Here is a 24,651-nt window from a genome sequence, read left to right as displayed (position 1 = left end):
GGGGACAGAACATGACGGGAAAGAATAAAAACCGGTTCATTATGTGGGCATTGCTGGCAGCAGTGACGATACTGGCAGCAGGATGTTCCTCACAAAAGGAAGAGCCAGAACAGAGAGCAGAACCAGAACCGATAGAGAAAGCGGTGAGAATCGGCTGTCTGGAGAGCGAGGAATATTATTTTTACACGGATCAGCTGGATTCTGCGGCAAATACAATGGCTAAAGAGGGATGGCTGACTGGTTATTCCGGCGAAGGGGGGAATACGGAGGCAGTGTGGGAGGACATCTGTGATTCAAAGAGCCGGGAGGGCCTGGAGTTTGTGGCAGATGCCGTTTACAACATGACCAGGATGGATGAAGCCTCAATGAAAGAGCTGCTGAGGCGGAAGGATCTGGATCTGCTGCTTGTATTCGGTACTTCGGCGGGAGCTTGGATCACAAAGAACAGTGATGAGATTACTTATGACTATATGGTGTTTGGATCCGCCGATCCTGTCACGGCCGGAATTGCGGAAGGAGAAACAAAACGGCTTAACAGCCATGCCTTTGTACATATCGACTCCAAACGGACCGGACGTCAGATTGATATGGCATACAGGCTGTTTCACTTTCAGGATATCGGCGTGGTCTACGAGGACAGTGCTGCGGCCTACAGTTATTCGGGCATACGGCAGCTGGAGGAGAGAAGCAGTAAGTATGGATTCCAAATCCAGACGCTTCACGTCAGTGAGCCTGAGACTGCTGAGGACTATCAGAGGTATTACAGTGAGCTGAAGGCGGCTTATGCAGAATTGATTCCAGATATCGATGTGCTTTACATTACTACGGGCAAGATCGAGGACGAAAAGCTGCCGTGGCTCCTGGAGGACGTACATAAAGCAGGGATCATAACCGTGGCGGAGACCCAGGAGAGCCAGGTAAAATACGGAGCCCTGGTGCATATTACGATGTCCGATCCTGAGGAAGAGGGAGTATTCGCCGGAAAAACCATCATGGAATATGCCGCCGGAACGCCCATAGATGAACTGAACCAGGTATACGAGATAACGCCAAAGATCGTATTTAATTATGATACAGCGAAATTATTAAATGTAGAAATCCCTATGAGTACGTATCTGATAGCCGATGCCATATATCCGGAGGAGGCGAAACGATGAGAGACCAAAAGAACAAGTTATATTATTTTACACTGGTGCTTCTGTTTTTTGTATCCGTTTTATCGGTAACCTTCGGTATATTGATGTACCGCACGAATCTGCTGGATACTTATGGCAATCTGATGCGGGCCAACGTGACGGACACTATACAGAAGGTGCATTACGGAGTTTCCTTTGGGAAAACCGTGGATAATTATTATGGATTGGAGGAGCTGCTTGAGGAAACCGTTAAAAATGCCGATTATGTAGAGAACCTGTATGTGACGGAAGAGAAGGCCGGGCTGCTTTATTCAACGGACGGAGGCATGCTGCCTGAAAAGTTAGAGTATCTGAAAAATGATGAGCAGAAGGTGTACCAGAATAAACTGTATACGGCTTTTTCTCTGACGGGAGATTCCATGCTGACTGCGGAGACCGGCATGGATACAATGAACCGGAATCTGGCGGCATTTTCCGGTAAGCTGGGGTTCGTCTCCGTTTTGGGAATGCTGGCCGCGGCGGGAATTATAACGGCGGTATGGTTTACTGCGGGGAGGCGGGGGAAAAACGGCGGGCGGGCCTTGTCCATTGTCGTTGTGCTGTGGATCATCCTGCTGGGTATCTATGTGGGGAATACCTGCTGGAAAGAATACCGGATGAGCCATAAGATGCTGGCAGAAGGCGTGGAGAAGTCCGCTATGGCGGATATTCATAAGCTGGAGGCGGAAGGAATTCCCTATGAAGAACTGGTGGGTGTGGAGGGATATTTAAGCCTCTATTCAGATCATATACCGGAGTTCGAAGAGGTGCATTTGGAAGACGGACGCCTGCAGTATACCATTTCTGCAAATTATATGAGAACGATATTTATTCAGTATCTGCTGAATACAATCCTGCTGTCTGTCATTTCGATTCTGATCGTGACGGAATATCAGCTCCTTCTGGGGGCGGGAAAGGAAGGGCGCGGACGGGCGGCGCCGGAACAAAGCCACGGGATGGTGCGGCTGGCAGTCTTTCTGCTCTATGCCTGTATCAGCATCGGAAAGGCAGTCAATGCCACGGTGTCAAACCAGCTGGCGCTGGCGCTTTCCCAGAAGAGTGCCGATATGCTGACCAGCATTCCTGCCACAACGGCAATGGCGGGATCCTTGATCGGAATCCTGTTGTCCCGGCGGATATCGGTCCGGGCCGGAAATATGCGCAGGTATCTGCTGGCCGTGGCCGCAGCTGCAGCCGCAGGTCTGCTTGCATGCGGCGTATCAGGCAACCTGTACTTGTTTTCCGCGGCCAGGGCGATCCTTGGTTTCTGTGAGGGCCTGCTTTTGATCGGGATTAAAAATTATGCCTTCAGCTTTCAGAAGACAGAGGAGCGGACAAGAGCACTTTCCTATGTCAGCGGCGGCGGATTCGGCGGCATCTGCCTGGGATCGGTTATGGGCGGTATGCTCTGTGACCATTTAGATTACCAGTATGTGTTTTTGATCGCAGCGGTCATATTGCTCACGCTGTTTCCGATCCTGAAAAGGATTGATTTCCGGCTGGGGGCGGCGCAGAATACGTCGGCTGCCGGAATGACGGCGGTGCTGAAGAATCCGCTGGCGCTGCGCTATCTGGTCTGCCTGGTGCTTCCGGTATATGCGGGAGCCGTATTTCTGGATTATGTGCTCCCTCTGGTGGGGAGCGGATATGGATTTACGCATACCGTCGTGTCTGCGCTGATCCTGTTTAACTGCCTGTTAGCAGGCTATGCTTCGCCGGCCATGACCAGAATAGCATTGAAAATCATGTCGCCTGTGAAGGGCGCCATCTGCTACTGCGTGCTGTACGGAGGGATGATATTTTTATATGCGGTAACAGGAAGTCCTGTACTTCTGGCGGTTGTGGCGCTGGCCCTGGGATTGTGCGACAGTTTCGGGCTGGTTCTGCTATCGGAGGGGTTTGTCCTGACGAAAGGAAACAGAACCTATCAGGACGCAGAGGCAAATATCTTATTTACAATGACGAGCCGCGCCGGACAGCTGATTGCGCCGGGGTGTATCGCCTGGTTTGGAGGATGCGGGATACTTGCAGGGATGACGGCTGCCGGTCTGGGGATTTATGGAATAACAGAACCATTGGTAAAGAAAGTGAGAGAGAAAAAATATGGACATCATTGACGCAACGAAAGAGTACAGCGGACGGCTTAAGGATTTGTTTGAAACATCATTTGGAAAGAACTATATGTCACGGGAAAAAATTGAGGGCTGCATAGACGGTAAAACGCCGTTTAAAATGGCGGCAGACGGAGACGAACTTATGGGTGCTATTCTTTTCATCCCTGCTACGGCGGCTGAGATTGAAGAGCACATTAAGATGGACCGGGATACAATCCTCAGTATGTGCCAGGGAAGACCGGCGCTGATTTGTAAATGTGCCTGTACTTATGCCAGATATCAGGGAGAGGGGATTGCCAAAAAGATTCTGGAGGCGTGTATGAAAGACGTCGAAGAACAGGGGTATGGAGCTGTATTTACGACATTGTGGGAATATAACGGGGGCGTACCGGCAGAGAGAATGTTCGTTGACCTTCATTTCCTGCGGGGAGAAAAATTAGACATGCCCTGGTATGACGATGAAAATTATATATGCAGTGAATGCGGCGGGCGCTGCCGCTGCAATGGGATCGTTTACTATAAAATAATTTAGGCGTTACAGAAAGGGATTTGTTATGAAGAAAAAAGGGATGTTGGCCAAATTTGCCGCATTATTTACCACGATCATTATCCTGGCGGTTGTCATGAATTATTTTTGTGCCACGCTGCTCAGCAAAAATTACGTGCTGGAGGAGAAACAGAATTATATCAAGAGCATCCTGGATCTGGCGGCCCATACGATGGAAGAAGCAGGGGAGGATACTCTGTTGTGGGCAGAATACTGTGAGCAAAAGGGAAAAGAGCTGGACATCAACTATGATGAGGACAGCGCCGCTGATACAGAGCACCAGACGGAAAGCTCCCTTTCACAGAATTTTCAGGAACTGAGTGACGCAGAACAAAAGCAGCAAATGGAAAACATAACCGAAAAATGGATTCAATACTATAATTACGTACTGGATAATTACGGCCTAAAATACATGTATTTTGTCCGGGTGAGCTCACCGAATGATATAGTATACATTGCTGACGGAAAACCGCAGGATGGGGAACGGGACGGGATTATGTACAGATTCTCCGGGGATGCGGATCATTATGACGAGCCGCTTTCCAAGTCAAATCCGGTGATCTGGAAGCTTTGGAACAGTGGGGACAAAGCAGATATTAAGTGTGAATTAAGCAACACGGAATATGGACATACATACCGCCTGTGGTGTCCGGTCGTGATCGACGGAAAGGTTGCCGGACTGCTGGGAGCCAATATCGACGTATCTCAGGTCGATGCGGAGATCCGGGAATCCACGCTTCCTACGGCGCTCTGGTCCTGCTTGTTTTTTGCGGCGCTGTTGGCGGTTATCCTAATCTTCTTAAGAAAGACCATCGTATTAAAAATTGTAAATCTGGATCAGGATGTCATGCAGTACAGCAGGTTCAAGAATCCTGAAATTGCTGCGAAGATCGCGCGGACAAGATACGCACAGGACGAGATCGGCAGTCTGGCGGTTAACTTTTCGGATATGATTTTATCCCTTGAAAAGTATATGACAGAGCTGAATGCCGTCACAGCAGAAAAGCAGCGGATCAGTGCAGAGCTGGATGTGGCAAAGAGCATCCAGGCGTCGATGCTGCCTTGCATTTTCCCTGCATTTCCGGAGCGGAAGGAGTTCGATATTTATGCAACCATGGAGCCGGCCAAGGAGGTGGGCGGTGATTTCTATGATTTCTTCCTGGTGGATGAGAACCATCTGGCCATGGTAATCGCGGATGTGTCCGGTAAGGGAGTGCCTGCCGCGCTGTTCATGGTCATTGCAAAAACACTGCTTAAAAACTGCACACAGACAGGGCTTTCTCCCCATGAAGTTCTGGAGAAGGTGAATAACCAGCTGTGCGAGAACAATGATGCGGAAATGTTTGTGACCGTCTGGCTTGGGCTTCTGGATATTTCGTCCGGCAGGCTAACGTGTGCAAATGCCGGCCATGAGTATCCGGTTTTAAGAAGGAACGGCGGGGACTTTGAACTGATAAAGGACAAACACGGATTTGTGCTTGCAGGCATGGAAGGATCCAGATACAGAGAATATGAGATCGTGCTGGAAAAGGGAGACCAGCTTTATGTATATACAGATGGTGTGCCGGAGGCGACAGACGCTTCCGAAGAGTTGTACGGAGCACAGCGGATGCTGGCAGCGCTCAACCAGAATGCCGGCAGTGCGCCGGAGGAGACGCTGAAACGTGTAAAACAGGATATTGAACGGTTTGTGGGAGAGGCGCCGCAGTTTGACGATATCACGATGCTTTCTATTGAGATACGGTAGGGGACGGGGAGGCGTATTCATTCATGGTAAAATTTTGAAGGGGAGATGACAATTCTGTAAGTTGCATTTTATAGAGTTGGGCAATATAATGGAAGCTGTATGGGGATAGTAAGGGCTGTCCGATGACTTAATAGAAATTAAAGGACGATGAAAATGTATGAAACAGATATTTTTAGTGGAAGATGATAGAGCAATCGCCAAAAATCTTATGCTTTTGCTGCGATCTGAGGGGTTTGCGGTTACGCATGCTTCTACGCAGAATGAAGCCATTGACGTGTTCGCGGAACATCGGTTTGATCTGGCGCTGGTGGATATTTCGCTGCCCGATGGGAATGGGTTTGCGGTGTGCACGGAGATCAAACAGACGCGGGATATTCCGGTGATTTTTTTGACGGCCTCGGGTGATGAGGCGAGCGTTGTTACGGGGTTGAACATGGGCGCGGATGATTATATCACTAAGCCATTCCGCCCGCGGGAATTGATTGCGCGGATTAAGACTGCTCTGCGCAGATCGGGGCAGTCGCCGTCGGCTTTGGAAATCTGCGGGCTTTCTGTCGATACGGCAAGCGGTATTGTGAAAAAAAATGGCAGCAGGGTTTTTCTTTCTGCACTTGAATACCACCTTTTGCTGGTGTTTATCAGTAATCCTAATCATATTCTTACGAGGGACAGGCTGCTGGATGAATTATGGGATGCGGCGGGGGAGTTTGTCAACGACAATACGTTGTCCGTGTATATTAAGCGGCTGCGGGAGAAGATAGAGGACGATCCGGCAGACCCGCAGATCATTTTGACGATCCGTGGAACGGGCTACCGATTGGGGGATGGATATGTTTCGGAATAGGGAGATCCGGCAGTTTGCCGTTGTGTTTGCTATCATAACCGCTGCCGCTGCGGCAGCGGGATATTACATGAATCCGGCGGCCGGGGGACTGGCCCTGGTTTGTGCCGCTGCCTTTGGCGCGGCATTTTTTGTATTTACGCGGGCCAGGTATAAAAGGATTGCGCAGATTTCAGAGCAAATCGATCTTGTGCTTCATAATACGGATCATCTGTTCATCAGCGAAGCTGAGGAAGGGGAACTCTCCATTCTGCAGAGTGAGATAACCAAAATGACACAGCGGATCCGGGAACAGAACGATGCGCTGAAAAAAGAAAAAGGACATCTGGCAGATTCGCTGGCCGACATTGCCCATCAGCTCCGCACCCCGCTTACATCCGCAAATCTGATTCTGTCATTGCTGGAGATCAGCCCGGATGAAAACGAACGGAAGCAATTGCTCAGGGAGACGGAGGAATTGTTTGCACAGATGGACTGGCTGCTCAGTTCGCTGTTGAAATTATCCCGTCTGGATGCGGGCGTTGTGATGTTCCAAAACGGGCAGATCGAGGCAGACAGCCTGATAAACACTGCGCTCCGCCCGCTTATTATTCCAATAGAACTGCACAGCATCGATCTCAAGATTGACGTGCCCAGGGGCATCGTAATTCGGGGCGATGCAGGCTGGCTGTCGGAAGCAATTCAGAACATTCTTAAAAACTGCATCGAGGGTGCAGGGGATCACGGAAAGATTCACATTATCTGTGAGGATACGCCTCTGTTTACCGGGATTACCCTTCATGACAGCGGTGCGGGATTTAATAAAGAAGACCTGCCTGTTTTGTTTGAAAGGTTCTATCGGGGGAAAAATACTGGTACGGCTGGTTATGGGATCGGGCTGGCACTCTGCAAGACCATTATCACCCGACAGGGCGGAACCATTACCGCTAAAAATCATCCCCAGGGCGGTGCAGTATTTTCTATCCGTTTTCCAAAGTGACGGATCTCTCACCGGAAAGTCACTGAAATGTAAGCGGGAAGTTCTATTATATGAGTAGAAAAAGAGAAGGAGATTCACATAATGGAATTTTTAAAAGTTGAAAATTTATGCAAGGTTTATGGTGCGGGAGAAAACCAGGTGATCGCGCTGGACCATGTGTCGCTTACCATTGAGAAAGGGGAATTTACTGCAATTATCGGTTCTTCCGGTTCTGGCAAATCCACCCTTCTGCATGCGATAGCCGGCGTGGATACGCCTACCAGCGGTAAGATCTATCTGGACGGGCAGGATGTTTATGCAGGGAGCAATGAGAAGCTGGCCATCTTCCGCCGCAGGCAGGTCGGATTGATATACCAGTTCAATAATCTCATTCCCACTCTGAATGTTGTAGAAAATATCACACTGCCGATCCTGATGGATAAGCGCAGAGTCAATAAAAAACGGCTGAACGATTTATTAGACCTGCTGGGATTACAGGAGCGAAAATCCCATCTTCCCAACCAGCTTTCGGGCGGGCAGCAGCAGCGTGTCGCCATCGGACGTGCACTGATGAACGCACCGGCAGTCATGCTGGCGGACGAACCTACAGGTGCTTTGGACAGCCGCAACGGACACGAGATTATCAAACTGCTGAAAGAAAGCAACAGAAAATATGGGCAGACGCTTCTCCTCGTTACCCACGATGAAAATATTGCCCTGCAGGCAGAACGCATTATTACGATCGCAGACGGTAAAGTGGTGCGGGATGAGAGGCAGGTGGCGCGGTCATGAATATTTTCCATAAGGTTGCCCTGCAGGGATTAAAAAAGAGCCGCACGCGGACGTTTGTAAGGGTGGTCGGCGTGGCCCTGTCTGCGGCCCTGATCACGGGCGTCGCTACATTTGCCGTTTCCCTGCAGAGTTATATGATTCATGGGGCTGCTGAAAAGTATGGCGGCTGGCACGTTGAAATCCCGGATGCAGATTCCGCCTATCTGCAGTCTCAGGCCGCAGACAGCCGGGTGGCAGGTACGGCTGCCCTGCAGAACATTGGTTATGCCGCGCTGGAAGGGGGCCAGAATCCCGACAAGCCCTATCTTTTTCTTTCCGGATGGAATGAAGAAGCCCTGGAAACTCTGCCGCTGCAGCTTCTTTCCGGAAGAATGCCCAAGAACAGCAGCGAGGTTCTGATACCGGCACATATTGCAGCGAACGGCGGGGTGAAAATTCCGGTGGGCGGCACGATCACCCTGCAGGTGGGAAGCCGCATGAAAGACGGCCAGAAGCTCAGCCAGCACGACCCATACTGCGGCGGGGAAGAAACACTGGTGCCGGCAAACGAGAAGACCTATACGGTTGTGGGCATCTGCCAGCGGCCGGCTGTCGAGGAGTTTGCCGCGCCGGGATACACTTTAATTACAACAGAGGATACTGCCGCAGCGGACAGTCTTTCCGTATTTGTTACGCTAAAGAATCCCTATCAAGTTCATTCTTATACAGACGGCATCCCGGATAATTACAGCTATGTTCTGAACGATGACGTACTGCGGTTTATGGGCCTGTCAGGGGAAAAATTGCTTACCGTCCTTTTATACGCGGTTGGAGGAATCTTAATTGCTCTGGTAATGCTCGGCTCAGTATTTTTGATCTACAATTCGTTCAACATCTCATTGAATGAGCGCACACACCAGTTTGGAATCCTCATGTCGGTGGGCGCAACACAAAGGCAGCTGCGCAATTCGGTCATGTTTGAGGGAATATGTATCGGTGCTGTGGGCATACCGCTGGGGATTTTAATTGGCATTCCAAGTATCCGGCTGGTGCTATCCCTAGTAGCAAAGAATTTTGCAAATATGATGTATGATAATGTGCCGCTGACCTTGAAAGTGTCGGTTCCTGCTCTTTTAGCCGGGGTTGTTGTCAGCCTGATTACCATTTTAATATCTGCCTATATCCCGGCAAAGAAGGCTGCAGGTACCCCCGTGATGGAATGTATCCGCCAGACCAACGAGGTCAGGGTGGAAGCCAAAGCGCTCAGAACCTCAAAGCTCACCGAACGCCTTTACGGTCTGGAGGGAATGCTTGCGCTAAAGAACTTCAAAAGAAACAAGCGGCGTTACCGCAGCATAATCCTGTCGCTTACGTTAAGCGTGGTGCTGTCCGTGACGGCAAGTTCTTTCGGTACCTATCTGAACCAGATAGCAGATAATTCTGCTGTGGCAGTTGAAGACTATGACATTTGTTTCTATACACGGGACATGGAAGACGGCGAGCTCCTCCGGCTTTATGATAATATGAAAAATGCCGGCGGAGTAACAGAAAGTTCTTATCAGGCGCTTTCAACCTATTCCTGCGTACTCAATACGAAAGATCTGACCAGACATTTTCTGGATGAATTCGGGGAACTTATCGGTTATGAAGGGACGGGTGAAACCGTTGAAGTGCCGCTGGATATCCAGTTTGTTGAGGAGGGAGTCTATCAGGACCTGCTCAAAGGCCTGGAGCTTTCCGAAACGGAATATAGCGGGCAGGAAGACAATATGATCGTGACAGGACTATTGCCGGAACATTATTATATGCAGGAAGAGCCCATGGAATTTACGCTGCGCTCCGATTCAGGAGATCAAACCAAAACAATCCGTGCGACCTTTGTAGATGACTATCCGGATCTGCTGCCCGCAGAGCCGGGGGACTGGCGCGGATACACGCTTATGGTGATCGCTCCATACCAGATAAAACCTCAGTTTGACGCTCTGGGGGCGCCTTCAAAGCCTGTAAAACTGGGGATGACTTTCAAGTCAGACAATCCGGGACGGTCCACGTCCGAGATGCATGCGATGCTTGACGGAGCCGGCATAACCGCCGACTATACCCTGTATAATGTGTATGGAATTCTTGAACAGAACCGAAATATGACGTTCATTGTCAATTTGTTTGCGATTGTTTTCATAACCATGATATCGCTCATAGCGGTTGCGAATGTTTTCAACACGATCTCCACGAACATCAAGCTGCGCAGGCGGGAGTTTGCCATGCTCCGTTCGGTGGGGATGTCCGACCGGGATTTTAATAAGATGATGCGTTTTGAGTGTTCTCTTTACGGAGTGCGGACAATGCTTTGGGGGCTGCCCCTTGCCGGGATTCTATCCTTTCTGATTTATGTGGGTATGAATGCCGGGGGCGGAGAGATGAAATTTGTGTTCCCATGGGGCAGTATGGGAGCCAGTATACTCGGTGTGTTCCTGGTAGTTTTCATTACCATGGTATATGCCGCAGGAAAAATCAGAAAGGAGAATATCATCGACGCTCTGCGGGATGAGACGGATTGATACAAAACGACTGGTTAATTCAGAAATAGTCGTATCATGCAACCTTAAAGTCACAACGGGAAGTTGTGGCTTTTTTATTGGCTGATAAAATAAAGACAGAAAATGAAACATGAATGGAGGAACTAAAATGGAAAAATCTAAATTTAGGAAAAGTGAAAGAATACAAAGATTGTGGGAGAGAAGCACCGGTTTATCCAAAAGCGGGAGAAGGAATGTATATGTGGATAACGCAGAATTTCTTGTGTACCACTGGTCCGGGCACAGTGCGGGATTTTCCCCTGCAACCGGAGAACTGGCGCTTTCTGATGACCAAAGAATCAATCTTGGGGACCACAACTGCCGGGTGGATGTGGGCACTCCGTTTCCGTATCTGGACGAGATGCCTTCCAGAGTGAAGGGATTCGAATACTCTGCTACAAACTGGGCGGAGGATTATGTTTTCTTTCTGGATCATAGTCCTGCGGAAATTTATCCAAATGAGACGATTGTGGGAGAATTCCACTGGCAGCTGGATGAGGCCAGAAAGTTTGTGTATCCGGATGAAGTGACAGAGCTGGGATTTGACCTGCGCCAGATGGGCGCCGGAGGAACAAGCCTGGCACATACCTGCCCGGATCTTAACATCGGCTTAAAGAAGGGATGGGCCGGACTGCTGAAAGATGTGTCGGAAAGCAAAGAAAAATGGGAACGGTATGGTAACAAAAAGCGGCGCGCTTATCTGGAGGCACAGGAACAAGTGGTACAGGCAATCATACGCTATACTATGCGGCATTCCCTGCGGGCTGCGGAACTTGCAGAGGCGGAGGTCGATCCGGAACAAAAGAAAAGGTATCAGAAAATTGCTGCCAATATGAAACAGCTGGCAGAGGGGGCGCCTGAGAGTTTTGTGCAGGCAGTACAGTGGATCCAGTTATTCCAGGTCGTGGAGAGGATCAACGGCCATGGGAACGGATATGGCAGGCTGGACCAGATGCTGATCCGTTTTTATAGAAAGGATCTGGAAGAAGGAAGAATCACAAGGGAGGAAGCCAGAGATATCCTGGCAGAACTGTACCTGAAATACGGCGGGAATTATTTCTCCTTCGGCGGAAGAGACAGGGAAGGCAGGGATGCCACCAATGAAATCAGCTGGATCGGACTGGAGGCCTACGATATGATAGGCGGTTATAATCATCTGGGCGTGATGTGGCATGACGATATGGAGCCGGACTACTACAGCTATGCATGTGACGTGGTGACAAGACACGGCTGCGGGGTTCCTACTCTGGTCAACTATGATGTAATGCGGGATTCCGAGCTGTACAGTGGTTACAGCGAAGAAGATGCCTGGAATGTGTCGTACAGCGGTTGTCAATGGTACTGCGCGGTGGGAGCAGAGTACAGCGACCATGACCTAAACTCTTTTGTCCTGCCGGCCCCCATGCAGAGAGCCATGAAGCTGGCAGAAGAACAGAATACAGAAACTTTTGAGGAGTTTTGGGATCTATATACCCGGGAAGTAAAGCGGACGGCAGAAGCATTTACCGAATTTAAGAACCGTGTGTATCAGTGGCAGGACCGGGTATGGCCGGAAATGGTTACTACCCTCTGTATGAAAGACACCATTGAAAAAGGGCTGGATGTTACGTCAATAGGCGGGCCTCACAATGCATTTACTTCCGTCAATGTTCTGGGAGTGCCCAATGTGGTGGATTCTCTGTACGCCATGAAGAAAGTGATATTCGAGGAAAAGAAATATACGATGGCCCAGCTGAACGAGGCTGTTCAAAACAACTGGAAAGATCACGAAATCATGCGCCAGATCATGCTGAACCAGGAGAAATTCGGAAATGACCAGGACGGCGTGGATGAGATGTACGTAAGGGTAGCGGAAAATATCCACGATACACTGGAAGAACAGCGCAATATTAAAGGCTTCAGCTTCCGGGCCTCTTTATTCCAGTATATGGGGCATACCTATGCCGGTCCGATACTGGGCGCGACGCCTGACGGCAGGTTTGCGGAGGAACCGATCGCCCATGGGTGCAACCCAATGCATGGCAGGAACCACGAGGGGATTACTGCAACCGCAAAGTCCCTGCTGAAGGTGCCTTTCAGAGAGTATCAGGGCGGTTCGCTGCAGATCGAACTGCAGCCAAAATTCTTTGACGGAAAGGAAAACAAAGGCGGATATATCGAAAACTTTTCCAAGGCATACATGAAGAAGGGCGGCATTCAGATTAACTTTAACGTAATCGATCTGGAAAAGCTTAAGAAGGCGGTAGACGATATTGAGAACCCGGAATATGCGGATATTGTCGTAAAGGTCACCGGGTACAGCGCTCATTTTGTGGTTATGGACCATGAGTTCAGAAAAGAATTTGTGAACAGAGTAAATTATACAAGTGTTTAGCGGGGAAGAAAGATGGAAAAGGGACTGGTTTTTGACATACACAGAGGAACAACCCATGATGGGCCTGGTATGCGTACCACTGTATTTTTAAAGGGGTGCCCCCTGCACTGCAGGTGGTGCCAGAATCCGGAAAGTATCAGCCCGGTCAGGGAGCTGCAGTGGGATGCGAAAAAATGTATCGGGTGTATGAGCTGTGTCACCCGCTGTGCGGTAAATGCGCTGGCCGCGCAGGCCGACGGTATACGGATCGACAGAACAGCCTGCAGACAATGTTTCACCTGTGCTGACCAGTGCCCGGCAAAAGCGATGGGCACGGTGGGAGAATACTGGGAGACAGCCCGGCTTGTGAAAGAGGCATGTAAAGACGACATGTTTTTTGATGATTTTTCAGGAGGGGTGACCGTGTCGGGCGGAGAACCCGTGCTCCAGCACAGATTTTTGGCTGAATTTCTGGAGGCACTAAAGCTACAGGGTGTGGATACCGCACTGGATACATCCGGTTTCGGTAAGAAAGAGATTTACGAGAAGATATACCCTTATGTGGATACATTTCTCTATGATATCAAATTCATGGATGAAAAACTACATAGAGAATATACGGGTGTCAGCAATAAGGTTATATTGGATAATCTGAAGTTTATAGCCGGCAAAATCCGGAGCCGGAGAGACACAAGGCTGTGGATCAGGACGCCGTTAATTCCGGGAGCGACAGCAACAAAAGAAAATATAGAGGAAATCGGCCGGTTTGTGCGGAAAGAATTGGCGGATGTGATAGAACGCTGGGAATTATGTGCGTTTAATCATGTGTGTAAAGAAAAATATACCAAGATTGGAAAGGAATGGGATTATGATAAAACTGAACTGATGGAAGAAAAAGAGGTGCAGAAACTGGCGGAGGCAGCAGGGAAATATGCAGATGGGTATCTTGCAGTCTCAGGGCTGACCAAGAAGCAGGGGGCTGCATCAGCAGTCCCCAATGGAAAATAATACGATGTTCATGTAGTCTTTTGGGTTAGGGATTTCCAGCGTGAGCCGGAGGCTGCGTTTAGCCTCCAGGTGTCTCTGGCGCAGGCTGCGCTGGAGCGTGTACTGATGATTCAGCGGCTCTTTCCTGCCGTCCGGATACAAAAGCCGAACGGTGCCTGCGCTGTTATTCACGATATTTAGAAATTGATTCATATTCACGATGTTTAATTTTACCATTGTATAACCTCCATTCTCAGTAACCGGCCAAGGGGCGATATATGATTATCAGGGTGGGTTTCTCTTATCTGCTGATATCATTATACTGTAATGGTTAAGTTAAAAATATATTATGATTGCCAATTTATATCACAATCCTGCCATTTGCGCCGGTATTCCAGAGGGGTATATCCGGTGAATTCGCGGAACACTTTTCCAAAATAACTGCTGCTGCCCAGTCCGCAGGCCTGCCCGATAAAGGTGACTGGCTCCGGGGTGCCTGCGAGCAGCTGGCAGGCATTCTGGAGACGGTAAGTTTTCAGATATTCTGCAGGCGTTACATGGAGGCAGTTTTGAAATACACGAAAGCATTCGCGCACGCTGATAAATCCCGCTGAGGCTATATCAGAGACAGAGATTTTTTCTGTGTAATGTTCGTGAATATATACCATCATCAGCTTGATTTTATCATTGGCTTTGTCATAGCCCGTTTTTTCTTTCAGAAGCGGCGCAGCAAGAGTGAACAGGCCGCACCAGATGTCTGATAAGGCAGCCCGGAGCTTTACTTCGTAAGCAAAATCTTTATCTGATAATTCAAAAGAATCACGTAAAATCTTCAGCAGACGCGCCTGTTCCGGGAAATCCGGGAATAACGCGATGATTTCTGCCTGCGGTGCAAGGAGAAGGGGGGCAATGTATTTTTGCTCGATCCGGCTGCCCTGTCTTCCGCCGATGAATGAAGTGTCAAAGATATGCAGGAACTGGGTGGTGTCTTTGACCCCTTCTTTGGGCCTTGTCATATGCAGGATATTTGAATTCACCAGCCCGCCGGTGCCGGCCGGAAACACAACGGTACCCTTCGGTGTATAATACTCCAAAATGCCGCTTTCCATATAGAACAATTCTACTTCCTTATGCCAGTGCCAGGGCACGAATCCGCCCATATACCGGTCAATTTCATTGCGGGATGCAATATAGGGGAAATCCGGTGAAAAGTTGGGCAGCATTTCCTCCTTGCTTCCACTGCGGTATGTCATACAGTGCACATTTTTCATTGAACGTTCCTCCTTATTATACAGTATGAGCTTTCATTTGAATTATTTCAATAATTAAGCTGAAAATCAAGCAAATAGTACTGAATAATAGAGTTATTATTACGAGGACGTGTATAGGTAACTAATGGAATGAAAGGAATCTAAATAAAAGGAAAATGAATTGACAAACGTTCGCTGTCAGAGTACCATAGTATAAAACACAGATCAGGGAGGTTGCGGAGATGCCTGGTATGAGAGATGTGGCAAAGGCTGCCGGCGTATCATTATCTACGGTTTCAGCGGTCTTAAGTGACAGCGGAAAATATGTGAGCGAAGAGATCCGGAGCAGGGTGCTAGAAACAGCCGGTGAACTGGGGTATCAGCTTCCGGAAAGGCAGAAAAAAAGAGATAAGATTATCGCGGTTGTTCTTCCGAATATTGCAAGCACATTCTTTTCTAATCTCCTGAACGGAATAGAAGACACGGTGGCGGAAGAGGGATATGTCCTGGTAGTCGGCAACTCGGATTTTGATTTTAATAAGGAAAAAAGGTTTATCAAAACGATCCGGAAGCAGGCGCTGTGCGGAATTCTTATTGATACGGTCTGCCCGGCTACAGAGGAAAAGGAATATTTTAGTTTTATAAAACAGACGTTTCTGGAACGGAAGATCCCGGTTGTAACTCTGGAGAGAAAGCTGGAGGAAACAGGGTTTGGAAGTGTGTATGTAAATCATGAGAAGAATGCATATATGGCGACCCGGGAACTGTTGGAAAACGGGCACCGGCGTGTCGCCCATATTTCAGGCAAGATGTCCAATCCTCTTACGATATGCAGGCTCCAGGGATACAAGAGGGCGTTGGCAGAATTCGGCGTGCCCTATTCGGTGGATCTGATTGCAGAAGGCGATTTTACGCCAAACAGCGGCTATATGATGGCAAAAGAGCTGATGATCCGGAACCGGGGGCTGACTGCAATATTTGCAGCGAACGACCAGATGGCGGTAGGGGCAATTAAGGCGGTCCGGTCGGAGGGGCGTACGATTCCGGATGAATTTGCTGTGACCGGGATCGATAACCTGAGCGTATCTTCAATGATAGAGCCATCTTTGACAACTGTTAATGTTCCTACTTATCAAATGGGACGTATGGCAGTAAAAATGCTGGCAGATCCGGATATAAAAGAAAAAAGCGCAGAACTGCCCTGCAATTTGATTGTTCGAAGATCCACGAATAAGCTGGCGGCGAGCGAGTGGGAATTGTTCGGATGGTAAGTGCCGGTATCAATAAACGGAGCGAACAAAACAGAAAATGTTTTCTGGTGTTCGCTCTTTTTTTGTGCTAAAACACGGTGGATTGTGCCATAAAATGTGTATTAAGCCGAAATTATTATTTTAAATTGACGAACGTTTTCTGGCGTGATAGTCTAAATTCAACTAGTAGATCGTGAAATGAGTAAGGAGGCTATTATGGACAAAAAAAGTCTGACCGAAAAAGCTTTGTCAAAGGGAAAAGGAGTGCTCCGCCTGGCGCCGGCCTGGGTACCCAGAGCATTCTGCCGTCCTGGGAAGAGAATTAAACTGCACCCCGATGATTACTATATATTGGGCACGAGGGGCGGAATTGATGAACGGTGGTTTTCTTCCACGACATGGGCGGAGAATGGGCCGGGGACTCCGGAGGATGAAGGGTTAAGCTATATTGTAGCTGACGAAGAGGGAAAAGAGCGGATTCTCCTGAGGGACGCAGTTGAACTGTCAGGCGCAGAACTGATCGGAGAGAAGCTGTGGAATAAGTATCATCGGTGGGCCATGTTTTCTAAATTCTTTGATAATGCCGGGCCTTTGCCTCATCATATCCATCACCGCCAGGCACATGCAGAAAGAGTGGGGGCAGACGGTAAACCCGAAATGTACTTTTTCCCATCCCAGCTGAATAACCATGGAGGAGAGTTCCCCTTCACATTTTTCGGTTTTAATCCGGAAACCACGAAAGAGGAGGTCTTGGAAAGCCTCAGAAACTTTAAGAAGGGTGATAACAACATTCTCGGCCTCTCCAGAGCATATAAGCTGGAACACGATACCGGTTTCCATGTAGACCCGGGAGTTATGCATGCACCGGGCTCACTCTGTACATATGAACCACAGTTTGCATCGGATGTCTATGCCATGTACCAGTCGGTACTGCTGAACGGACAGGTGGTAGGCGAAGACCTGCTCTGGAAGAACTGTCCGGAAGAAGAAAAGGGGAATTATGAGTATCTTCTGGATGTCATTGACTGGGAGAAGAATATCGACCCTGATTTTCATAAGCATAATTATATGAGGCCCAAACCGGTACGTCCCATGGAAGAGATGCTGCAGGATGGATATATAGAGGAGTGGATCTGCTATAAATGCGGCTGTGTCAGCGCAAAACGCTTGACAGTACTGCCCGGGCGTACAGCCGTCATAAAAGACAGCGCACCATACGGTCTGATCTGCCTGGAAGGCCATGGAACATTTGGCGTATGGGAGATAGAGTCCCCCGCGTTGATCCGCTATGGTCAGCTTACCCACGATGAGTATTTTGTGACCGAAAAGGCAGCAAAAGAGGGCATAAAGATCGTAAACCCATCAGAAACAGACCCAATTGTTATACTGAAACACTTTTCAGACAATCCTGATCTGATTCTGGGTTAAGCCCTGCCCAAAAGGCACCCTGCAATACATGCCCTACAGGCAGACCCACAGTAAACTTTGGAATAAAATATCCCATGTACCGGGATTATGCTGTACCACCAAGCGAATCCATACGCTGCCCCCATAAAGGAGCCCCCCAGCTGACAACCATTCCTACCGATTGGATGCACCCAGCGAAAGGAAGGGATCTATGCAAGCCGTCCAAGTGCACATATGCCGCTGCAAAATGCTAAAGCGGGCCTTAGAAATTCTTGGAATCCGACAGCCGCGAAAGTGGGGGGATTTTGTGATCTCCGAATCACAAAATCGGATGACCCAGCGCGAGAAATCATCAGATTTCACGTGATGTGTCATCCCGTACCCCACTTTCGCGGTTGTCGGATTCCTAGAATTTCTTAGGTCCGTGTCCGCATTTAGCAGCGGCATATGTGCACTTGGACGGCTTGCGTAGATCCCTTCCTTTCGCGCCCCCCTCTCCGAAAAAGAAAATCTGCTTGGGATTTAGGAAAGCAGCTCCGCCGCTGCTCTCTCCAGCGTTTCCCTGGCTGCCATTATTTCTCCGGCCTGCTGGTCGGTAATTTTTTCAATGGTTGTCTTTCCAAGCAGTTTCTGAAGCGTATTCAGATCAGCTTTGATCTGTTTGTACTCGTTCTTCTCCATATCTTTTTTAGAATCTTTCAGGCTTTGGCTTACCTGGAATGCAAGCTTTTCCGCTTCGTTACGGATATCAATGTTTTCCTGCCGTTTGTTGTCCTGGCTCTCATAAAATCTGGCGTCGGCCATGGCCTTCTGTATCTCAGCCTCGGACAGATTAGAGCTGGACGTGATTGTAATCTGCTGTTGTTTGCCGGTACCCAGGTCTTTAGCAGACACATTGACGATTCCATTTGCATCAATATCAAAGGTGACTTCGATCTGCGGAACTCCGGCAGGGGCACGCTTGATTCCGGATAGTTTAAAATTACCGAGCAGCTTATTGTCACGTGTAAATTTACGCTCACCCTGATAGATTTTAACATCTACAGAAGTCTGAAAGTTGGCGGCGGTTGTATAAATGTTGCTTTTCCTAGTGGGAATAGCGGAATTCTTAGGAATCAGTACATTTGCCACGCCTCCTACTGTTTCAATGGAAAGAGAGAGCGGTGTGACATCCATGAGAATGATTTCCGAAGCGGAAGAGCCTTCTACCAGTGCCGCCCCTCCGCTGAGCTTTTCTGCCTGGACTGCCGCTCCCAGGGCAACGCATTCGTCCGGGTTCAGGGACTTCGAGGGCTCAAGGCCTGTCAGCTGCTTTACTTTATTCTGGACTGCGGGAATCCGTGTGGAGCCTCCCACCATAATGACCTTACTAAGGTCGGCTGCACGAATGCCGGCATCTTTCAGTGCGGTATTCACCGGGCCTGCTGTCCGCTCCACGAGATCACTGGTCAGTTCCTCAAACTGTGCGCGGGTGATGGTCATCTGCAGATGTTTTGGCTCGCCCTTCTTATCTGTTGTGATAAATGGCAGATTGATATCAGTCTGTGCTGCAGAAGAAAGGCTGATCTTTGCCCTGGCGGATTCCTCGCGGACTCGTTGAAGCGCCGAAAAGTCCTTTTCCAGATTAATCCGCTCCTGCTTTTTGTAGGTCTTAACGATATAGTCCGTCAGGCGCTGGTCAAAATCATCACCGCCCAGGTGATTATCCCCATTGGTGGAAAGCACCTCGATGACCTGGTTCCCGATTTCGATAATAGACACATCAAACGTTCCGCCGCCGAAATCATATATCATAATCTTCTGAGGCTCCCCGTTATCAAGCCCATAGGCAAGGGCAGCAGAGGTTGGTTCATTGATAATCCGCAGTACGTTCAGGCCCGCGATCCTTCCCGCATCCTTGGTTGCCTGGCGCTGGGAATCACTGAAATAGGCGGGCACCGTAATGACCGCATCCGTAACGGGCTGGCCGAGATATTGCTCTGCGTCTTTTTTTAGCTTCATTAATATGATGGAGGAGATCTCCTGAGGGGAATAATCTTTTCCGTCAATGCGGGCGCGGTAGTCAGTGCCCATGTGGCGTTTGATGGAAGAAATGGTTCTTGTGGGATTCAGTGCGTACTGCCTTTTGGCGCTTTCTCCGACAAGGCGTTCGCCGTCATTCTTAAAAGCGACGATGGACGGAGTGGTCCGCATACCTTCCGCATTGGCGATCACCACGGGCTTGCCGCCTTCGATTGCTGCAACACAGCTGTTCGTAGTTCCTAAATCAATACCGATTGCTCTGGACATAGTAAATCCTTCCTTTTCTCTATGGTTGTTTTTGAGTATAGCGGCAAAATATGTCGGGAATGTGATTGGTTCCTAAAAAAAGAGTAAAATGTGAAGGGAAATGTGAGCTAGAGACGGCTTGCCAGATGGGGCGGCCGGTGATATGCTTATATTTAGAAGTTGGATGTGGTGTATGAAGAATTGTGTATCATCTAAGTGAGGTGGTTATATGGGAAAAATGACAGTTTATCACGGAGGTTATATAGAAATACCTCAACCTAAAATTATAAGAGGGAGATATGCAAAAGATTTTGGCCCGGGGTTTTATTGTACTTTAATAAAAGAACAGGCAGTGCGCTGGGCGAAAAGGTATGATACGCCAATAGTTAATATCTATGATATGAGGTTAAATACTGCGCTGGACATTGTTGAATTTGAAGATATGTCAGAGGAGTGGCTGGATTTTATTATAGGCTGCAGACAAGGAAAAGCCCATAGTCATGACATTGTCATAGGTGCAATGGCAAATGACCAGATTTACAACTTTATTGCAGATTATATGGATGGTGTTATTACAAGAGAACAATTCTGGATTATGGCAAAATTTAAGTACCCTACCCATCAGATAAATTTTTGTACAGAAGAGGCAATAAGTTGTCTGGAATTTCGGAAAGCGGAGGTGATATTAAAATGACAGGAAGGGAAGAGAAGGCTGCAAATGATATATTTTTTGTATGTAGTCTGATCGACTATATTTCAAGAAAAACCTTAAATACGAGAAGGGATGTAGTTGATGCATTAGGGCGGAAGGGCATTGAAAAGATGTATGAGCTGGCGGATATCTACCATAGTGATAATATTGAGGATGTAAGTGATCAGTTTATTGCGGCAGCGGGTATATTAAAGGGGACATTTGACAATGTGGGAGAATGCGGATATTCTATTCCATCTCATTGGGATATAGGTAAAGTATATAAACGTCTGATACTTGGGATTGCAAAGGAGAAGAAGGTATCTGTCATAGATGCATTATTTTTAGCGTACCATTCATTTGTAAGCGGGAAAATTGACGATTATAACAGTAGTTTTTACTATGAAAATCCCCAGAATATCCTTCAGGCGTTTCTGGACGGAAAGATCGAATAGCTGATTCCTTATTCTGCGGTTATGCCGCAGACTCGCTGAGTGAGTATGTACTGAATTACAAGACTATTAGGAAATGAGGATGATACAAATGAAAGACAAAGTGACAACACTGGCGGAGATTAAGGAGTATATTCAGGAGTTTTCAAACGCCCGGGGCTGGCGTAAAGATCAGAACGCTAAGGATCTTGTGATGGCTCTCACCGTTGAGGCAGCAGAACTTGCGGAAATATTTATGTGGCTTCATTCTGATGAAGCGGACAGTGTAAAGGAAGATCCCAGGGAATTTGAACATCTGCAGGAAGAGATTGCTGATGTCTTCTGGTATCTCTGCCGTATATGTAAACACTTTGACATCGATCTGGCACGGGCGGTGGAAGACAAGGCGGAAAAGAATGCAAAGAAATATCCGGCCGCGGAAAATAGAATTTCAGCTAATCCATAATCAAAGAGCAATAGGCTCTCCCTTAACTTAGTTTTCTACAGTCTGAGGCAGGAGGCATCAGTCCCCTGCCTGTAATACCAAAATTCTGCTTAATAAATATTAGAGAAACGATGGCGCCGGAAATAGGTAGGCGTGCATCCCGTATACTTTCTAAACACCGAAGAAAAATGATTGCTTGAGGAAAAGTTCAACTGGTAGGCCACATCTGTCACCGTATTCTTCGGACCCTCCCAGAATGATAGAACTGGGGCTTGATGCATTTAATACACAGATATTCTGTATCGGTCTGGAACAGCTGGAAAAATATAAGGGAAAGATTACATTCTGGGGAGAGATTGACAGACAGCATCTTCTGCCCGAAGGCAGCACAGAGGATATAGAAAATGCGGTCAAAGCAGTATACGAAAGGCTATGGTCAGACGGCGGGTGTATCGCACAGTGTGAATTCGGTCCGGGAGCAAAACCGGATAATGTGTACACGGTGTTCAGAACATGGGATGAAGTAAAACGGTGAAGAGGTTGTGTACCGAAGCAGTATAAACAGGCGTGTCAGAAGTCATGGATTTCTGACATGCCCATTTATTTATAAATGTTCGGATTTCTCTCTTTTCGCTCCGTTTTCTATTCTATAAAATAAAGGAAGAGGATATATTTGTTTTTCAAATCCTGAGAGCATACCGCAGTTCATGGCCTTAGGAATAAAACTACTATACCAGTACATCGTAAAATAACTGGCAGCTTATGCAGGAAACGGAGAATCGGAGATATGAAGAAAAAGCAGAATTTTCAATGGAACAAAATGACAATGGGCGTGTGCTATTATCCCGAGCACTGGGATAAAGCGCTGTGGGAAGCGGATTTGACACGGATGCTGGATATCGGAATTACAGTGATTCGTATTGCGGAGTTTGCATGGAATAAATTTGAACCGGAGGAAGGCAGCTTTACATTTTCATTTTTTGACGATTTTTTAGAGCTGTGCCAGCAGAAGGGAATGAAAGTCATATTCGGAACCCCCACAGCAACGCCGCCGGCATGGCTGACGGAAAAATATCCGGAAGTGCTGAACAGCAGTATGGAGGGCGTTTTGTACCGCCATGGCGGCAGAAGGCATTATAATTATAATGCGCCGGTGTACAGGGAACTGTCAGCAAGAGTGGTAACGGAAATTGCCGCACATTATGGCGGGCATCCGGCGATTGTGGGATGGCAGATTGACAATGAGCTGAACTGTGAGGTTTCCGAATTCTATTCCGATGCGGATTCTGAGGCATTCCGCGTATTTCTGAAGGAGAAATATAAGACGCTGGATGCTTTGAATGAAGCATGGGGAACTGTATTCTGGAATCAGACCTATACACAATGGGAACAGATTTATGTGCCGCGGCCGACACTGAGCAGAGCCGTGAACCCACATATGCATCTGGATTATTACCGGTTTATTTCCTACAGTACACTTTCCTACTGCAGCATGCAGGCGGAGATCATCCGTAAGTATAAAAAACCGGAAGATTTTGTGATGACGAACGGAATGTTCGACCATGTGGATAACCATCGGATGATGGAAGAATGCCTGGATGTATATATGTATGATTCGTACCCCAGTTTTGCCTATGGATTGGACCGGGAACCTCTGAAATCACAGGATCTGAATGACAGGAAGTGGTCGAAGCATCTGACAGAAGTGCGGTCAATCTGCCCGCATTTTGGAATCATGGAGCAGCAGGCTGGGGCCAACGGCTGGACAACCAGAATGGAAGGGCCGGCTCCGCGTCCGGGGCAGCTGACGCTCTGGGCAATGCAGAGTGTGGCACATGGCGCAGATTTTATATCATTTTTTCGTTGGCGTACCTGCACGTTTGGAACCGAAATGTATTGGCACGGAATCTTAGATCATGATAACAGAGATAATCGGAAGCTGGCGGAAGTGGAGGACTTTTATCAAAAACTTCGGACACTGGAATCTCTGTGCGGAGCGGACTATGCGGCGGTTTTTGCAGTCTTAAAAGATTTCGATAATGTACTGGATGCAGAAGTGGATGCATGGCATCAAAGAATTAGTAAGTATAGTGAGAATGAGATTTTTGCTGCGGCGGAAAAGTCCCATACCCCTTATGATGTGGTTTATCTGCAGCGCGGCAGCGAACTGGATGAGTTGAAAAGGTATCCGGTTCTATTCTATCCGCATCCGGTTATCGTGAATAAGGAGCGCATGGAATTACTGAAGCTTTATGTGGAACAGGGCGGCACGCTGATTATTGGCTGCATGGCCGGATATAAGGATATGAACGGAAAATGTGTGATGCAGCCGTTGCCGGGGCTTCTGGCAGAATTGACCGGTTCTGATGTAAAAGAATATACCTTTACAAGTCCTGCGGAGCGGCCGGTGTATGCAGATTGGAACGGGCGCGAGATGCAAATGCCGGTATTTAATGATATTATGGAGCCTGCCGGCGGTAAGGTACTGGCTGTTTATAAAAACAGCTATTATGCGGGAAAAGCGGCTTTCATTGAACGCCATGTGGGCAGCGGAAAAGTATTGCATCTTGGAAGCACATTTTCACAGGAAAATGTAAAAATGCTGCTGGAGTATACGAAAGCGGCTGAACCGTATGCGGAACTGGTAAACGCAGGGGAGGATGTGGAGATTATCATGCGCAGGAAGGAAGGAAGAAGATTCCTGTTTGTTTTGAACTTCTGCGCTGGGGAAGCTGTGGTTGAACTGAAGCAGAAGATGCAGCTATTGTATACAGGAGAATGGCAGGAGGGACGGCAGGTTATTCCGGCTTTTGGGACGGCAGTATATGAGGTAGCTTAAA

Annotated in this window: 21 protein-coding genes; 17 read left to right on the top strand and 4 right to left on the bottom strand. The window is 48.2% G+C overall.

The features are described 5' to 3' along the window. Positions 1–11: 11 nt before the first annotated feature. The 10 genes from BN1938_RS09300 (at position 12) to BN1938_RS09255 (ending at position 14,090) form a co-directional block, all read left to right on the top strand. Positions 12–1,157 carry an ABC transporter substrate binding protein gene (locus tag BN1938_RS09300; protein WP_050640332.1) on the top strand — a complete coding sequence of 382 codons (1,146 nt, stop codon included), beginning with the start codon at positions 12–14 and terminating at the stop codon, positions 1,155–1,157. Next, a complete protein-coding gene (locus BN1938_RS09295) occupies positions 1,154–3,292 on the top strand; it encodes an MFS transporter (RefSeq protein ID WP_050640331.1) in 2,139 nt (712 codons plus the stop codon). The genes BN1938_RS09300 and BN1938_RS09295 overlap by 4 nt, the downstream gene beginning before the upstream one ends. Next, positions 3,279–3,821: a hypothetical protein gene (locus tag BN1938_RS09290; RefSeq protein WP_050640330.1), complete on the top strand. Its 543-nt coding sequence runs from the start codon at positions 3,279–3,281 to the stop codon at positions 3,819–3,821. Before BN1938_RS09295 ends, BN1938_RS09290 begins: the two co-directional genes overlap by 14 nt. 22 nt (positions 3,822–3,843) lie before the next feature. Further along, complete coding sequence (locus BN1938_RS09285; protein ID WP_050640329.1) at positions 3,844–5,583, top strand: PP2C family protein-serine/threonine phosphatase; 1,740 nt, start codon at positions 3,844–3,846, stop codon at positions 5,581–5,583. Positions 5,584–5,740: 157 nt separating this feature from the next. Then, on the top strand, positions 5,741–6,427 hold the full coding sequence (locus BN1938_RS09280) for a response regulator transcription factor (RefSeq protein WP_050640328.1): 687 nt from the start codon (positions 5,741–5,743) through the stop codon (positions 6,425–6,427). Further along, complete coding sequence (locus BN1938_RS09275; protein ID WP_050640327.1) at positions 6,414–7,403, top strand: sensor histidine kinase; 990 nt, start codon at positions 6,414–6,416, stop codon at positions 7,401–7,403. The genes BN1938_RS09280 and BN1938_RS09275 overlap by 14 nt, the downstream gene beginning before the upstream one ends. An 81-nt stretch (positions 7,404–7,484) precedes the next feature. Then, complete coding sequence (locus BN1938_RS09270; RefSeq protein WP_050640326.1) at positions 7,485–8,174, top strand: ABC transporter ATP-binding protein; 690 nt, start codon at positions 7,485–7,487, stop codon at positions 8,172–8,174. Beyond that, positions 8,171–10,711, top strand: coding sequence for an ABC transporter permease (locus tag BN1938_RS09265; RefSeq protein ID WP_050640325.1), 2,541 nt, complete (start codon positions 8,171–8,173; stop codon positions 10,709–10,711). The genes BN1938_RS09270 and BN1938_RS09265 overlap by 4 nt, the downstream gene beginning before the upstream one ends. Positions 10,712–10,838: 127 nt before the next feature. Next, complete coding sequence (locus BN1938_RS09260) at positions 10,839–13,103, top strand: pyruvate formate lyase family protein (RefSeq protein ID WP_050640324.1); 2,265 nt, start codon at positions 10,839–10,841, stop codon at positions 13,101–13,103. A 12-nt stretch (positions 13,104–13,115) separates the two neighbouring features. Then, entirely contained in the window at positions 13,116–14,090 is a 975-nt protein-coding gene (locus BN1938_RS09255) for a glycyl-radical enzyme activating protein (protein ID WP_050640323.1), read from the top strand. Here the strand turns inward: BN1938_RS09255 and BN1938_RS09250 are convergent. Further along, positions 14,067–14,306: a hypothetical protein gene (locus tag BN1938_RS09250; protein WP_050640322.1), complete on the bottom strand. Its 240-nt coding sequence runs from the start codon at positions 14,304–14,306 to the stop codon at positions 14,067–14,069. The two genes, BN1938_RS09255 and BN1938_RS09250, sit on opposite strands and share 24 nt — an antisense overlap. Positions 14,307–14,416: 110 nt before the next feature. After that, positions 14,417–15,340, bottom strand: coding sequence for an AraC family transcriptional regulator (locus BN1938_RS09245; protein ID WP_050640321.1), 924 nt, complete (start codon positions 15,338–15,340; stop codon positions 14,417–14,419). A 221-nt stretch (positions 15,341–15,561) separates the two neighbouring features. Here BN1938_RS09245 and BN1938_RS09240 point away from each other — a divergent pair, with 221 nt between their 5' ends. Both BN1938_RS09240 and BN1938_RS09235 read left to right on the top strand, forming a co-directional pair. Further along, on the top strand, positions 15,562–16,590 hold the full coding sequence (locus BN1938_RS09240; RefSeq protein WP_050640320.1) for a LacI family DNA-binding transcriptional regulator: 1,029 nt from the start codon (positions 15,562–15,564) through the stop codon (positions 16,588–16,590). A 195-nt stretch (positions 16,591–16,785) separates the two neighbouring features. Then, complete coding sequence (locus BN1938_RS09235; protein WP_050640319.1) at positions 16,786–17,997, top strand: hypothetical protein; 1,212 nt, start codon at positions 16,786–16,788, stop codon at positions 17,995–17,997. Positions 17,998–18,498: 501 nt separating this feature from the next. On the opposite strand, the gene dnaK is transcribed toward BN1938_RS09235, so the two are convergent. After that, positions 18,499–20,265, bottom strand: a complete 1,767-nt coding sequence (gene dnaK, locus BN1938_RS09230; protein ID WP_050640318.1) for a molecular chaperone DnaK — start codon at positions 20,263–20,265, stop codon at positions 18,499–18,501. 208 nt (positions 20,266–20,473) lie between these two features. Here dnaK and BN1938_RS09225 point away from each other — a divergent pair, with 208 nt between their 5' ends. The 3 genes from BN1938_RS09225 to BN1938_RS09215 all read left to right on the top strand — a co-directional run bounded on the left by BN1938_RS09225 (position 20,474) and on the right by BN1938_RS09215 (position 21,832). Beyond that, positions 20,474–20,938, top strand: coding sequence for a DUF3990 domain-containing protein (locus tag BN1938_RS09225; RefSeq protein WP_050640317.1), 465 nt, complete (start codon positions 20,474–20,476; stop codon positions 20,936–20,938). Then, on the top strand, positions 20,935–21,390 hold the full coding sequence (locus BN1938_RS09220) for a hypothetical protein (RefSeq protein ID WP_050640316.1): 456 nt from the start codon (positions 20,935–20,937) through the stop codon (positions 21,388–21,390). Before BN1938_RS09225 ends, BN1938_RS09220 begins: the two co-directional genes overlap by 4 nt. 88 nt (positions 21,391–21,478) lie before the next feature. Further along, positions 21,479–21,832 carry a nucleotide pyrophosphohydrolase gene (locus BN1938_RS09215; protein WP_050640315.1) on the top strand — a complete coding sequence of 118 codons (354 nt, stop codon included), beginning with the start codon at positions 21,479–21,481 and terminating at the stop codon, positions 21,830–21,832. Positions 21,833–21,921: 89 nt separating this feature from the next. Here the strand turns inward: BN1938_RS09215 and BN1938_RS24210 are convergent, their stop codons facing one another. After that, entirely contained in the window at positions 21,922–22,092 is a 171-nt protein-coding gene (locus BN1938_RS24210) for an AraC family transcriptional regulator (protein WP_082202926.1), read from the bottom strand. On the opposite strand from BN1938_RS24210, the gene BN1938_RS23360 reads away from it, so the two are divergent. Both BN1938_RS23360 and BN1938_RS09205 read left to right on the top strand, forming a co-directional pair. After that, a complete protein-coding gene (locus BN1938_RS23360) occupies positions 22,068–22,346 on the top strand; it encodes a uroporphyrinogen decarboxylase/cobalamine-independent methonine synthase family protein (protein ID WP_050640314.1) in 279 nt (92 codons plus the stop codon). The two genes, BN1938_RS24210 and BN1938_RS23360, sit on opposite strands and share 25 nt — an antisense overlap. Before the next feature lie 252 nt (positions 22,347–22,598). Continuing rightward, positions 22,599–24,650 carry a beta-galactosidase gene (locus tag BN1938_RS09205; protein ID WP_050640313.1) on the top strand — a complete coding sequence of 684 codons (2,052 nt, stop codon included), beginning with the start codon at positions 22,599–22,601 and terminating at the stop codon, positions 24,648–24,650. Position 24,651: the final 1 nt, after the last annotated feature.

Origin of the sequence: Eubacterium sp. SB2, assembly GCF_001244405.1 — a bacterium.
Classification (GTDB): domain Bacteria; phylum Bacillota; class Clostridia; order Lachnospirales; family Lachnospiraceae; genus Faecalicatena; species Faecalicatena contortus_B.
This window is presented reverse-complemented; position numbering and strand designations above follow the sequence as displayed.